The following is a 13,504-nucleotide window of genomic DNA, read 5'->3' as shown; positions in this document are numbered from 1 at the left end:
GTGATTGCATAATCATGGTTTACAGATCCACAGTGATGACAGGCCTTCGGCTTGTAGGTAAGGGTTCCTTGGTAAACAATATAGTTAGTATCTCTGATCATTTCTTCTGGACAAAGATAGTCATCGCTATCAAAAATAATGTTTTTGTCTTTAATATTCAACGAATTTCGTATAATATGAGAGTGGGTCATGTAGATTCTCCTTTGATTGGTTTTCGTCGACTTAATTATAAGGGAATCTACTGGCCTTTTTCTATTGATATACAAAAAAACGTGCCAGCGAGTTCATTAGAACTCACCAACACGATTTATTATAGAACCTTTTTTGTGTAGTAGAAGTGAAGAGGAGGCCGTCAATATAGAAAGACTGTGAGTCTGTATGTCAAATTGGCCCATTTCACTATCCTTAATTGAATCAGTATGAAGTATGTCGATCCTTTGAGATCTTGTAAAGGAAAGTGGAATCGTTTAGGCATAATGAAGACCTTCAGACTAAATAGAAAGGAGGAACAGGATATGAGAGTAATGGCTTTAGATGTCAATATAGGAAAAAGCTATGTTGTTATCTATGTGGATAAAATATGCGTTTCAGAGTGGGAGTTTACACATAATCAAGAAGGATTTCATTACTTAAAAAGCCAACTTTATAAAGAAACTATGGAAATGGTTTATGAAGCTACAGGTTTTTATTCTCGCCAAATTGAGACATTTCTAAAGACAGAGGATAGACACTATTGTATTCTAAATCCGTTAGTAGCAAAAAACAGATAAAGTTGATGCATATAAATTGGCACAGTCACACTATCGCTTTAATCGTGAACAAAAGACTCATTAAACCTCTATCTATTCAGAGATACATGAGATGTCTATTTTATTTAATGAAATTCATACCAGTTTGATAAAACAAAGAACGCAACTTCACGCTGTTCTTCAACAAACTTTTCCAGAAATAGAATCGTTGTATTCCACTAATCTGTCTAAATATGTATTAACTAATATTGAACGGTTTCCTCATCCCTTATATGTTAATGAATTAAGTAAAACAAAGATTAAAAATCTTCTTCTCAAAAGAACTAAAAAATATTTCAAGTGGAGAAGCTACATTGAAAGCAGCAAAATTAGTATATTTTACTGAACAGTCTTATCCTGCAGTAGAATCAAACTGTATATAAACCGAAAATCAGATAAAATTAAGAGAGTATTTACGATTGCTTTTACAGAAATCCCTACATATAGTCAGAAAGAACCGCCACTCTTTTATTGAGTGACGGTTCATTTTTTTGTCATTCTTTCCATATTTCCTGCTGTGGAAAAGGTGTTTGTGAATTGTTATTATTTAATCGGTATATTTCATTCTTAGTTGTTTCTAAAAATTAGTGTACTAACTATCTAAACTAATAGTATCTTATCCAAAGTACTCTCTATCATATATGCCGAATTGATCTAATACCATATCATAGTCCATCATGAAAAACTCCATTGGAGACAGTTCAGATTCATTAAATGAATCTGTGGTTTGAATAACTAAATCCAATCCGTCTACTATAAATTTGAAAGCTCGAACTTCTTTATTCATTTCATTTAAACGGTAATACAAGTCATGCGTTAATTCTTCTTTGGTGAATTGGTTTTTTACTCTGTAACGGTAAGTGATTAAATTAGGGACGAGGCTGTCGCATTAAACTTCAAGTTTTATTGATCCGCGACTAGGGCTATCAATCTCTATAGTGAATAGAGTTGATCCGTCCTCGGTTAAACATCTTTCTACCTGCATTCCTTCTTCTTCAAACTGTAAAGCTATTCTATCCACAAAACGCTCTTCTGTCAAAATAGTATCCATGTATAACCTCTTTCAGATTTTTTATATTATGCGAAATGAAAAAATAGTATCGAGGCCTCGAATGTATGGTTATGTTTTCCTGACGTATAATACTCTGTAATTATAATCTGTTTTGGATGCGTTTTCAATTTATTTTTTATAATAAATCAATGATTAAACAAGCTGTGATATTTTATTAAATCATTTATATTTTCACAGTAAATATTAATGCAAGCATGAATAAAATATGCATATGAAGATGATCGTTAACTATTGAATCCTTTCCTTCTTGTCAATAAAGTATGAACATAGTTATATGAGACAATTAAATTTTTAAAGTCTATTGATCAAATATCAATAGACTAATACAATATATTTCTGTTTAATTCTCCTGCATAAAAAAGAACTGTACAAATGGTTGATGCGTGTTATACAATCTAAGATAGTGACATATTGAATCGTATAGTTAAAAAGTATATAAACTCCAACAAATTTCAAAGAACTAAACCAATTCTGGAGTGTTCGTAGATGTTAAAAATATAGGAATTAGTTGATCAAGAAATCTGGAATAAGGGAATAAACTTGTTGTCTTTTTCTTTACGCTCGCTGAGCTTGGTCGGTGCGGTACTTCTTTCGAAAAAAGAGGATGCTCGTTCGAAACTGACTGTTCGTAGGGCGTATCAAAATAAAAAAATCACTGTTATCGAGAGGGAATCAACATGCCATTCGTCTATCTTATAGAAACCAACAATCAAACGGTACTGAGTCAAACCATTCGGCAATTCAGTCGGTATCCATATAATCATTTATCCATTGCCTTGGACTCGTCGTTATCCGATGTTTACAGTTTTGGACGACAACAACCGAATAATCCGCTCATGGCTGGCTTCACGAAAGAAAACTTCAGTCATCCGTTTTATCGCCAGTCGCAAGGAAGGGTGCACACCCTCTCAGTCACGGAAGCAGAGTGGCAGACCATCCATAAGCTCCTGCGGTCTTTTGAATCAGAGTCTTACGATTGGCATTACAATTTGTTGGGCTTATTGCCTGCTTATTTTCGGTATTCGTGGGAGCGGTCGAATCATTTATTCTGTTCGGAGTTCGTTGCGACACTCTTGCAGTCTGCAGGAATCTTATCATCGCACAACTGCCCGAACCTGATGCATCCCAGAGACGTCATCGAAGCCGTCCAGCCAACTTGTGTATACGATGGGCAATTGCAACAGTATCCGGAACTGATTCGTGCAACAGCCGATTTCAAGCTTTCCAGTCGGCCTTACCTCAGACCTATTCGCCTTGTCTACCAACAACTGAGTCAGCGCGTTTAATAGTTAACTGGAACAGGCTAGAAGATAACCGTTACCTGTGCAAACGAATCGTCGAAAAAAGTGAAAGAATATTAGTGGAATGGAGAAGGACTTCCATTCACTCACTACATAGTAAAAAAGCCCGTCCAACATCTGGACGGGCTTTTGTTTATTCTACTGATCAAATAGCTCTCTGTTGGTCCGTGTTTCAACTAAACGCGCGCGCTGGTTTTCTTTAGTAAGAAGAGTGCTAGCGATTTATATTCTGGCTGTTTAAAGGATAAGGTCCGTTGGGTGATGCACAAGTATCGATCAGTTAAACAGACTAGCAAAACTGTCTACGAGCATTCCCAGTACGGTGAAGTCGGAATCACCAAAGACGAGCGTATCCGACGGGCTACCGACAAACAATACGAATAAAGAAGGCAAGAAACTCATCATCAGCCCAACAGCCAGCGCACCCAGCAGGGCACCTTTTCTGCCTCCAGTACTGTTACCGTAGGTAGCAGAAATCCCACCGACAAAGAAGTACTGCAACATGCCCGGGATGATGATCGGAAGCGAGAAGAGGGTCAATAAAAACATCCCGAAGATACCGGCAACGAGACTGACGATAAAGCCTAAAATCATCGCGTTGGGTGCGTATTTCAACATCACGGGCGCATCCAGACCGGGAATCGCTCCGTCGATCAGTTTCTCGGCTATCCCTCTAAAGGCCGGGATGATTTCACCGATAGCTAAAGTGATACCCGTGATGAGCACTTGAATGCCGGCTGCGAAAATGATCCCCTGCATGAAGGAGAAGAATAAAAAGTTCTGTCCGCCACTGAGTTCGGTTTCAATGAACGCTGAACCAGTAAAGAAGCTTACCAGGATGAAAAGCGAAGACATTGTCAGGGACATCGAGACACTGGGTTCTTTCAAGAAACCAAGGGAACTGGGCACACTGATTTCTTCGGTAGAATATTTTTTGTTGCCAAACTTTTGCCCCAGTTTGGCTGCAAGGAAATAGTTCAGACTTCCGGAGTTGGCGACGGCAAATTTATCGGTCCCGGTGATCTCTTTCGTGTACGGTTGCAACAGGGCGGGCGAAAGCGCCATGTAGGCACTGAGAAACAGCGCACTGAACCCTACGGCAAGGACAGGCGGGAAATCCTGGAAGATCATGGCCAGCATCGCAGACATATACAAGGCCAAGTGACCGGAAAGGTAAATGTATTTGAAGCGGGTGAATTTCGCGATTACTAAGTTCAGCAGCATGCCGGAAATGAAAATGATGGGCGCCAGCGGGAAGCGTTCGTTCAGGAGCGCGCCGTAAGCATCCGTGTTCATGACGACAGCGGACACGCCAAAGGCTTCCGTGAACATGGCGCTAAAGTTGTCCAGTGTCCCGGCGGCAATACCGGCCCCCAGGCTCAGCATGGTGAAGCCGATGATGGTTTTAAACGTACTGGCCAGGACATCCGTTACAGGAAATTTTAGTAATAAATTGCCGGCGAGGACGAACAACCCGATCAAAATAGCGGGATTACTTAAGATATCGTTGATAAAAACGTCAAACATGGTGTTCCTCCTCCAAATGAAATAGTAAAAATAGTACAGATAGTTCAAGTATACCTCATGGAGTGGACTCCAAGTCAAGGGCAGAAGAACGCTGATGCGTTTATCTACAGAAGTTTAGTGAGATTGGTTGCTTACTTCTGTAGATTCCGTATGAAATCCTATCAAAATATCAATTTCTGTCTTATGAGTCTTCTGTGAAGCAGAAGAAACTAGACTTTCGTCTAGTTTCTCCATTCTAGTCAGTAAGTGAACGGTTTTTGCTCAAACGGAAGATTGAGATGTGTATTGTAACATACATATGTTTGATTTGAAGTGTTGAATATTCCGTAGGATTTTTCTTTTCTCCTTTCATTCTGCGCGTGGTATAGTAGGGGCGAAATAGAAGAGGAGTGGTGAAATGAGAAAAATACTGATCGGGATAGCTTTGGGAGTATTGATACTGTTTGGGGTGTTCTTTTTCATGGGGCCACTAGGCAATCGGTCGTTCTTTAATGGCGGCGATTCACCGATGCGCCAACAAGCTCCTCCAGGTGAAGTAAGTACGCCAGAAGAAGGACCCGTACAAGAAGGGAACGAGGAAGCGTTACCGATCCCTCCTTTAATGGAAGATACCGATCCGGATCCGGATAAAACGGAGTGGGACATTGTGGCCGATGAGGGCACGAAGGAATTTATTTCGGGAGCGGAGACCGATACGATGGGCTACAATGGCGATTATTTGGGGCCGACCATTCGTGTGGAGCGCGGACAAGAAGTGACAGCCAATGTCAAGAATCAGCTTGACGGAGAAGTGACGACGATGCATTGGCATGGACTCAAAGTCGACGGGGAAGATGACGGCGGGCCTCATGGAGGCATCCAGCCCGGGGAGACATGGTCGCCGCAGTTTACGATCGATCAGCCGGCAACGACCTTGTGGTACCATCCCCACCCGGAAGAACGGACAGGCTACCAGGTCTATAAAGGACTAGCCGGATTGTTCATCATTGAAGATGAATTCTCCCAAAGTCTAGACCTTCCTAAAGCCTATGGAGAAAATGATATCCCGCTGGTGTTGCAGGATAAGAATTTTAAAGCGGACGGGACTTTTGAATACGTGTTGTCGATGCCGGACGTGATGTTCGGGGTGCAAGGCGAAACGACGTTGGTGAATGGGACGATCGATCCTTATTTGACGGTCGAAAAAGGTCTGATGCGGTTTCGCGTGTTGAATGGTTCGAATGCGAGCGTGTTCGATCTGCAATTGAGCAATGGAGAAGCGTTTCATCAAATCGCCAGTGACGGTGGCTTTCTAGAAGAGCCGGTGGAAATGGACCAGCTGATACTGGGACCATCTGAGCGGGCGGAGATCCTGATCGATTTTTCCGAAATGGAAGACGGAGAGACCGTGACGCTGGAGACTTCCAATGCTACATTCATGGAATTTCGGGTAGACGGCTCGAAGGAAAACGACTTTGAAGTACCGGAGACGTTGGTCGAAATCGAAGAGACACCTGTAGCGGAAGTCGAACAGACCCGCGAGTTTGTCCTGCAAGGTATGGGACCGAACGTCAATATCAACGGCAAGCAATTCGACATGGACCGGATCGATGAAGTGGTGGAGTTGGGTGCTACCGAAATTTGGGAAGTGTCTAATGAGAGCGGTATGGGCATGATGGGGGGAACGATCCATCCTTTTCACATTCACGGCACGCAGTTTCAGATCTTAGACCGTGACGGGAATGCACCGCCAGCGAACGAACAAGGCTGGAAGGATTCCTTTATCGTCCAACCCGGCGAAACCGTCCGCGTGATCGCTCAGTTCAATCATTCCGGACTGTTTATGTATCATTGTCATATATTGGAGCACGAAGATGCTGGTATGATGGGACAATTTGAAGTGGTGGAGTGAATGATAGAATAAAAAAGTAGCGGACTGAGTTTATTAGCTCAGTCTGTTTTTTTACACATAAATATACACTGAAATTGTGGTAGTATACTAGTTAAGAAGGATAAAAAAAGGAGGAAATATACATGTATAAAATAAAGAATTTTGAAGGCAACGATGATGTGAAAGTTTTGAAAGAATTAGGTGCGTTCAAGGTGGTAGAGTATCAGAAAGATTTAAGTGTCGATCACGCTTCTGCTCAGGGGGCCTATTATGCTGCGCAAATGAATGTCAGAAAAAGACAGGTGGTCTGTGATGTCAGTCTGTCGAATATAACTGTTCAAGCTGGAGCGATGCAATGGATGGTCGGAGATGTCAAAGCGACCACAGGACTCAAAGGCGTTGGCGATTTCTTTGGCAAAACGATTAGAGGCAAGGTAACCAACGAATCTGCAATCAAACCGGAATATACAGGGAATGGCACGTTAGTATTAGAGCCGACCTATAAGCATATTTTACTTATTGATGTAGATGATTGGGACGGTTCGATGATCATTGAAGATGGGTTATTTTTAGCGTGTGATTCAGAATTGAAACACAAAGCGGTGATGAGATCGAATATCTCCTCATCGGTAATGGGTGGGGAAGGTTTCTTTAACCTGGGCCTCAGTGGCGGTGGCGTCGTGGCACTGGAATCTTATGTGCCCAAAGAAGAATTGATCGAAATCGAATTAGAGGATGACGAATTAAAAATAGATGGAAACATGGCCATTGCCTGGTCGGGCAGTCTAAACTTTACGGTAGAAAGATCGGGTAAATCTCTTATCGGTTCAGCTGCTTCAGGAGAAGGTTTGGTCAATGTCTATCGCGGAACAGGAAAAGTATTGATGGCTCCCGTTCTTCGGTAAAGAGGTGGGATTTGAGTCGATTTGATTTTTACAAGGAGAATGAAGAGCTGAGTGTCCAGATCGAGTTGCTTTCGGGACACTCAGCTTTTTATTGTGGCATAAGTGATGCGAATGGATAGTTTGCGCGCCACTGAGATGGCGTTTCTTCAATGAGTGTCTCGATTCGAGGCAGTGGTGGACATTCAGAGCGCATTCCGGTTTTCAATGTCGCGATACAGCTTCTTTTGCGACATTTCCGTATCTTCTGCTCGTTGAGTGGCGCGCAAGTCATTCCTTCCGGTCTTTACAGAGAGGATGGCTTGCTGAGTGTCCCGAATGAGTAACTTTCTGGACACTCAGCTTTTTATTGTGGCATAAGTGACGCGAATGGGTAGTTTGCGCGACATTGAGATGGCGTTTCTTCGTTGACTGTCTCGATTCGAGGCGGTGTTGGACATTCGGCGCGCTTCCCGGTTTTCAGTGTCGCGATTTGACTTCTTTTGCGACATTTCAGTATCTTCTACTCGTTGAATGGCGCGCGAATCCTTACTTATTGAATGAAAGATTGAGGAGAGTGCATTGAGCTAATAGGGTTGGTGGTATAAGATGAAGAAAGATAACGACATGAGACTTATAGTGGTAAGTATGGATGGCAAGATGAAGCGAAATAACAACAATAATTTTACCTACATATCTTTTTCTTTAATGTAACATTTATCAATTGCAATATAACAGATATATGTTATATTAAAATAAATAAATGTTACATTAGGAGGTCTGTCTATGCTTAGTACATTAGATACTTATTTGAAGAAAAATTTAGATGATGAAGTAAGAATTGATGCTTTTCAACAAAATGATATAATTCCTTTCTATTTTAAAGGAGTTTATCATTTTTATATGCTGCATATTTTAGATAAAGACGTAATTTTATTGGAAATTATTTCGGGAATTCCCGAAAGTGATTCACTTGTTAAACATATTGAAAGAATAGAAAAGTTAACAGACCAAAAAGTTGTTCTCTATATTAAAACTATATCTAGATACAAAAGAAAAAATCTGATTTCAAAAAGAATCCCCTTTATCATAAAAAATGGACAGATGTTTTTACCTTTTCTTGGCCTCGATTTAAAGAAAGTTCCAGAAAACAGTGAAAACATAGTTAAAAAATTTACTTTTACAACTCAATTTGCGTATTTATATTTGTTATATCATAAAGATGAATGGGTAAATGTTACCACATTGGCAAAACTGGGTGGATTCACTAAGATGACTGCTTCTAGAGCATTGAAGGATCTTTATTCACTTGGATTAGTTCAGTTTGAAATTGGTGGAAAGACTGGACGAAGCAAAGAATATCATAGAATAAATGATCCGGAATTTTTTCTTCAAGGAGAAAAGTATTTGCAGTCACCAGTAAAAAAAATCGTCCACATAAAAAGAGACTTCGAGAAAAGCATGGTAGCAGGACTTGAAAGCCTATCGGAATTGTCTATGTTAAATTCGCCCGGGTATTCTGTGAGAGCTATTGGTCAGCATCTATTCGAGAAGCTAGAGCTAGATATTGTTGAAAACAATGATGAAATTAAAGATAAACAGTTTATAGAACTTCAGATATGGGGGTACGACCCTCAGCAATTATCGCAAGATAGATACGTAGATATTTTATCTTTATTTACTTCAATGAAAGAAGAAAAAGATGAAAGGATTATGCAGGCCCTAGATGAGGTTATGCAAGGTGAGCCATGGTACACGGAATAGAAAAGTTTAAAGAATACTTCAGCAAGTATTCGGATCAATATGTTCTTATAGGTGGAACCGCAAGTGATATTCTTATGACAGAAATGGGTGTACCTTTTCGTGCAACGAAAGATTTAGATATAGTGTTGATAGTGGAAGCTCTTGATTCTTATTTCATTAAGGATTTTTGGAATTTTATAGAGGAAGGCGGTTATGAATATCGGGAGCGAAATACAGGAAAAGAACAATTTTATCGGTTTAGTAATCCAAAACATTTATCTTTTCCAAAAATGATTGAATTATTTAGTAAACGACCAGTGAATTTTAATTTGAAGTTTGAAAGCGGACTGATACCCATTCATGTTGAGGAAAGTATTGTCAGTTTGTCAGCCATTTTACTGGATGACGCTTATTACAATTTGTTATTAGAAGGGAAAACTATTGTTGAAGGCTATTCTGTATTAAAGATTGAAACAATTATATTATTTAAAATCAAAGCTTGGCTAGACTTAAGTGAGAGAAAACGGGAAGGTGAGAGCATAGATTCTAAAAATATTAAAAAGCATAAAAATGATATTTTTAGATTGCTTGTCAATGTAGATCCATCGAAAAGAATCAATAAGCAAAAAGAAATTACAAATGATCTTATGCATTTTAATGAATTAATTTATAATGACAAACCTGATTTAAAGAATTTAGGAATTAGAGGTGCAAATTTTGAAGAGTTAATGCGACTTTTTAGAAAAATTTTTCTTTAGCCTTTATTGTTCTGATGCTAACAATAAAACAATTTTTTAAGTAAATATATATTCTTTAGAGTGTTCTACATGTTGTGCTGATCGTGTAAATTTAAGTAGAAATTATAAGGAAGTTACCAGAATGGATCCATTCCGGTAACTTCCTTAACTACGTCACTTTTTGAATTGCACACCGTTTGTTTTTAGTTCCTTTATTGTATTCGGTCCGATACCTTGAAGTGCAAGAATTTGTTTTTCTGTTTTTTTCGTAAAATCTTTATATGTCCTCAGTCCTGCGTGGTAAAGAATCCGAGCGCGATCGATTCTCATCCCACGTAAGGGATTCGATTCGTCTTCTCTGAGTGCATAAATAAAATCGCTCAATTTCTTCTCTTCATGCGGATCAAGTTCTCCGTACATTGCTTTTTTTTGGGCGATGGTCTTTTTACTTTCTGGGATAAGTTTCATTGTTTCTCGCTTCAACCATTCAAACAGATACTCATTCTCACTAACAAGAGGAAGGATGCCACTTAAAGTCATGAGCAAGCTTTGATATGAGAAGGGGCGATAATAATCGGCTAATAATAGCTCAGCATCATATAGATCTTCGACTGGCCACATGTCATCACTAAAAATTGCTTCGATTTGAGAATTCACAATAACGAGTTTTTTAAGTAAACCTTTAGCCAAATCTGTTCTATCAGTCAATACTGCAAGAATGATGATGAGAAAGAGTAATCGATCGTCTTTGTCACGGCTTTCTACACTTTTGAAAAATCGCCAGGCTTTTTTCCAGTCAAATTTCCGTACATATAATGTCAGAATGTTATAGCGACTTCCTAAAGCATCTGACTCATCTATTCTATATAATTCCAAAAAATGTTCTAACGCATGCTCAAGCATACCGGCTTTCATATATAAATAAGCAAGTTTATCTTTTAAGCGCAAATACGGACGTTCTTCGACATAATGGTAGCCGCCTTTTTCGGTATGTTTATACCAAGCCTCGTGTGCTCTTTTTTCCAATGATTTATATTGTTCAATCAGCTCTATGAAGCTGATTCGATAAGAAGTATCAATGAGTATGGCCTGCGCGTCCCAGTTTTCTGGCCAGATTTTTATAGCTTCTTCAAGTAACTTCTTCCGCCGCATGGGGCTATTCGTGGCTTGAGCTTCTTCTACTTTATTCATTGATTTTGACTCTTTTGTCTCTAGACCGCCAAAATCTCCTTTGTTATACATCTTTGTGAAGAAGTCAATAGCCTCATTCGGCGAATCAAATTCAGTCTCATGTTCTTCGAGAAATTGTTGTACCATCATGTGAAATTGCTCCATATCATTTGCCATTATATTAACTCCTTGTTTTTATTTAGTATACAAAAAAAACTTTAGGTTAATCAACATCAAATGTAACAGATAAACGATGATCAATACGATCAGTGTGTAACACTAACACGCAATACAATCACGACACTTGAGGTCCCTTCTGATAGTCAAGTGTCGTGCAAGTCTATCCTTCCGGTCTTTACAGAGAGGATGGCTCGCTGAGTGTCCTGATCAAGTTACTTTCGGGACACTCAGCTTTTAGTTGTCGCATAAATGACGGGAATGGATAGTTTGCGCGCCACTGAGATGGTGTTTTTTCAATGAGTGTCTCGATTCGAGGCAGTGGTGGACATTCAGAGCGCATTCCGGTTTTCAGTGTCGCGATACAGCTTCTTTTGCAACATTTTAGTAGCTTCTGCTAGTTGAATGGCGAATAAGTCACTCCTTCTGGTCTTTACAGGGAGAATGACTCGCTGAGTGTCGCGAATCCAAGTGGTAGAAGACACTTTTTAAGAAAACATAAGCTGAGTGTCCAGATTGAGTTGCTTTCTGGACACTCAGCTTTTAGTTGTCGCATAAATGACGGGAATGGATAGTTTACGCGCCACTAAGATGGTGTTTCTTCAATGAATGTCTCGATTCAAGCAGGTGGTGGACATTCAGAGCGCATTCCGGTTTTCAGTGTCGCGATTCGACTTCATTTGCGACACTTAGGTATCTTCTGCTGATTGAGTGGCGCACAAGTCATTCCTTCTGGTCTTTACAGGGAGAAAGGCTCACTGAGTGTCCTGATCGAGTTACTTTCGGGACACTCAGCTTTTAATTGTGGCATAAGTGACGGGAATGGGTAGTTTGCGCGCCACTGAGAAGGCGTTTATTCAATGAATGTCTCGATTCGAGGTGGTGTTGGACATTCGGCGCGTTTCCCGGTTTTCAGTGTCGTGATTCAGCTTCTTTCTCGACATTTAGGTATCTTCTGCTCGTTGAATATCGCGCAAATCCTTCCTTCTGGACTTTACAGAGAGAATGGTTTGCTGAGTGTACTGATCGAGTTACTTTCGGGACACTCAGCTTTTAGTTGTCGCATAAATGACGGGAATGGGTAGTTTGCGCGACATTGAGAGGGTTGTTTTTTCAATGAGTGTCTCGATTCGAGGCGGTGGTGGACACTCAGAGCGCTTCCTGGTTTTGAATGTCGCGAATCGACTTCTTTTGCGACATTTGGGTAGCTTCTGCTAGTTGAATGGCGCGCAAGTCATTCCTTCTGGTCTTTACAGGGAGAAAGGCTCACTGAGCGTCCCGATTCGACTGGGTAGTGGACACTTTTGTGAAATGACTTGACTGAGTGTCCTGATCCAACTGGTTTCGGCATCTGTTGTTTTATTGAAATTAGTTGCGGATATGCTATGCTAAATGCACTAAGCGATTGCTTTGCAGTGAGAATAGAGAGGAGTGGGACAGTGGAAAAAGAAGTGTTTGTAAATAAAGTAAAGGGTGGCTTGATCGTGTCTTGTCAGGCTTTACCGGGTGAACCGCTATACACAGAAGAGGGAGGCGTCATGCCTTTACTCGCCTTAGCGGCCAAGAATGCTGGAGCAGTCGGGATCCGTGCCAACTCCGTGCACGATATCAAAGAAATTCAAGCAGTCGTCGATTTACCGATCATCGGGATCATCAAGCGAGATTATCCACCGCAGAAGCCGTTCATCACGGCAACGATGAAAGAAGTCGATGAATTAGTGGCGACGGGTGTCGAAGTGATCGCGTTGGACTGCACGTTGCGTCCGCGTTTTGATGGACTCTCCGTGCAAAAATTTATCCACCAAGTGAAAGAAAAATACCCGGATCAATTGTTGATGGCGGATATCAGCAACTTCGAGGAAGGCATCCAGGCTCATGAAATGGGAATCGATTTTGTGGGAACAACTTTATCGGGATATACAGACTATACGTCGAAAAAAGACGGACCGGATGTGGTGTTGATCGAAGAATTAGTCCAAGCCGGTGTCCCGGTGATCGCCGAGGGGAAAATCCATACGCCGGAACAAGCTAAACACATTCAAGGATTGGGTGTCGTTGGAATCGTTGTCGGTGGAGCCATCACGAGGCCCCAGCAAATCGCCGAACGGTTTATAGCTGCTCTTGGATAGATTAGCGGAAAAAGGACAGAGGTCAACTGACGCTGAGTCAGTTGACCTCTGTTTTATTTTGAATACAGCATGGATAAAAGGGAACAAAGATGAAGTGTTCCGAAAGAGT

Annotated in this window: 11 protein-coding genes and 1 pseudogene; 7 read left to right on the top strand and 5 right to left on the bottom strand. The window is 40.7% G+C overall.

All coding sequences use genetic code 11. The annotated features are described in order from the left end of the window. Positions 1 to 191 (bottom strand): annotated as a pseudogene (locus H626_RS11585) (hypothetical protein); the annotation flags it as partial. A gap of 324 nt (positions 192 to 515) precedes the next feature. Here H626_RS11585 and H626_RS11010 point away from each other — a divergent pair. Next, positions 516 to 770, top strand: a complete 255-nt coding sequence (locus tag H626_RS11010) for a hypothetical protein (protein WP_027109005.1) — start codon at positions 516 to 518, stop codon at positions 768 to 770. A gap of 634 nt (positions 771 to 1,404) precedes the next feature. Here H626_RS11010 and H626_RS0108610 read toward each other — a convergent pair. Both H626_RS0108610 and H626_RS11500 read right to left on the bottom strand, forming a co-directional pair. Next, entirely contained in the window at positions 1,405 to 1,596 is a 192-nt protein-coding gene (locus H626_RS0108610) for a hypothetical protein (protein ID WP_027109003.1), read from the bottom strand. Between the two features lie 81 nt (positions 1,597 to 1,677). Next, on the bottom strand, positions 1,678 to 1,839 hold the full coding sequence (locus H626_RS11500; protein ID WP_156883293.1) for a hypothetical protein: 162 nt from the start codon (positions 1,837 to 1,839) through the stop codon (positions 1,678 to 1,680). Between the two features lie 698 nt (positions 1,840 to 2,537). Here H626_RS11500 and H626_RS11495 point away from each other — a divergent pair. Further along, entirely contained in the window at positions 2,538 to 3,146 is a 609-nt protein-coding gene (locus tag H626_RS11495) for a hypothetical protein (RefSeq protein ID WP_156883291.1), read from the top strand. A gap of 291 nt (positions 3,147 to 3,437) precedes the next feature. Here the strand turns inward: H626_RS11495 and H626_RS0108600 are convergent, their stop codons facing one another. Beyond that, positions 3,438 to 4,688 (bottom strand): PTS ascorbate transporter subunit IIC, encoded by a 1,251-nt coding sequence (locus H626_RS0108600; protein WP_027109002.1) that lies wholly within the window; start codon positions 4,686 to 4,688, stop codon positions 3,438 to 3,440. A 397-nt stretch (positions 4,689 to 5,085) separates the two neighbouring features. Between H626_RS0108600 and H626_RS0108595 the strand changes: the two genes are divergently transcribed. From H626_RS0108595 to H626_RS0108580, 4 genes are all read left to right on the top strand, one after another. Beyond that, positions 5,086 to 6,579: a multicopper oxidase family protein gene (locus tag H626_RS0108595; RefSeq protein ID WP_027109001.1), complete on the top strand. Its 1,494-nt coding sequence runs from the start codon at positions 5,086 to 5,088 to the stop codon at positions 6,577 to 6,579. Between the two features lie 122 nt (positions 6,580 to 6,701). Then, a complete protein-coding gene (locus H626_RS0108590; RefSeq protein ID WP_027109000.1) occupies positions 6,702 to 7,463 on the top strand; it encodes an AIM24 family protein in 762 nt (253 codons plus the stop codon). A 762-nt stretch (positions 7,464 to 8,225) separates the two neighbouring features. Beyond that, entirely contained in the window at positions 8,226 to 9,203 is a 978-nt protein-coding gene (locus H626_RS0108585) for a MarR family transcriptional regulator (RefSeq protein ID WP_027108999.1), read from the top strand. After that, on the top strand, positions 9,188 to 9,940 hold the full coding sequence (locus H626_RS0108580; RefSeq protein ID WP_027108998.1) for a nucleotidyl transferase AbiEii/AbiGii toxin family protein: 753 nt from the start codon (positions 9,188 to 9,190) through the stop codon (positions 9,938 to 9,940). The genes H626_RS0108585 and H626_RS0108580 overlap by 16 nt, the downstream gene beginning before the upstream one ends. Positions 9,941 to 10,093: 153 nt before the next feature. Here the strand turns inward: H626_RS0108580 and H626_RS0108575 are convergent, their stop codons facing one another. Then, positions 10,094 to 11,266: a hypothetical protein gene (locus H626_RS0108575; RefSeq protein WP_027108997.1), complete on the bottom strand. Its 1,173-nt coding sequence runs from the start codon at positions 11,264 to 11,266 to the stop codon at positions 10,094 to 10,096. 1,385 nt (positions 11,267 to 12,651) lie between these two features. On the opposite strand from H626_RS0108575, the gene H626_RS0108570 reads away from it, so the two are divergent. Beyond that, on the top strand, positions 12,652 to 13,395 hold the full coding sequence (locus H626_RS0108570; RefSeq protein WP_156883295.1) for an N-acetylmannosamine-6-phosphate 2-epimerase: 744 nt from the start codon (positions 12,652 to 12,654) through the stop codon (positions 13,393 to 13,395). The last annotated feature ends 109 nt before the right edge of the window (positions 13,396 to 13,504 follow it).

It is taken from the genome of Lacticigenium naphthae DSM 19658 (genome assembly GCF_000425865.1).
GTDB lineage: Bacteria > Bacillota > Bacilli > Lactobacillales > Carnobacteriaceae_A > Lacticigenium > Lacticigenium naphthae.
The sequence above is the reverse complement of the archived record's forward strand: the minus strand, read 5'-3'. Positions and strand labels throughout refer to the sequence as shown.

Bases quoted from the DNA above. Each gene is read 5' to 3' on its own strand.
- H626_RS0108590 (WP_027109000.1), top strand. From the start codon at position 6,702: ATGTATAAAATAAAGAATTTTGAAGGCAACGATGATGTGAAAGTTTTG.
- H626_RS11495 (WP_156883291.1), top strand. From the start codon at position 2,538: ATGCCATTCGTCTATCTTATAGAAACCAACAATCAAACGGTACTGAGT.
- H626_RS11010 (WP_027109005.1), top strand. From the start codon at position 516: ATGAGAGTAATGGCTTTAGATGTCAATATAGGAAAAAGCTATGTTGTT.
- H626_RS0108585 (WP_027108999.1), top strand. From the start codon at position 8,226: ATGCTTAGTACATTAGATACTTATTTGAAGAAAAATTTAGATGATGAA.
- H626_RS11500 (WP_156883293.1), bottom strand. From the start codon at position 1,839: ATGGATACTATTTTGACAGAAGAGCGTTTTGTGGATAGAATAGCTTTA.
- H626_RS0108575 (WP_027108997.1), bottom strand. From the start codon at position 11,266: ATGGCAAATGATATGGAGCAATTTCACATGATGGTACAACAATTTCTC.
- H626_RS0108600 (WP_027109002.1), bottom strand. From the start codon at position 4,688: ATGTTTGACGTTTTTATCAACGATATCTTAAGTAATCCCGCTATTTTG.
- H626_RS0108570 (WP_156883295.1), top strand. From the start codon at position 12,652: ATGCTAAATGCACTAAGCGATTGCTTTGCAGTGAGAATAGAGAGGAGT.
- H626_RS0108595 (WP_027109001.1), top strand. From the start codon at position 5,086: ATGAGAAAAATACTGATCGGGATAGCTTTGGGAGTATTGATACTGTTT.
- H626_RS0108580 (WP_027108998.1), top strand. From the start codon at position 9,188: ATGGTACACGGAATAGAAAAGTTTAAAGAATACTTCAGCAAGTATTCG.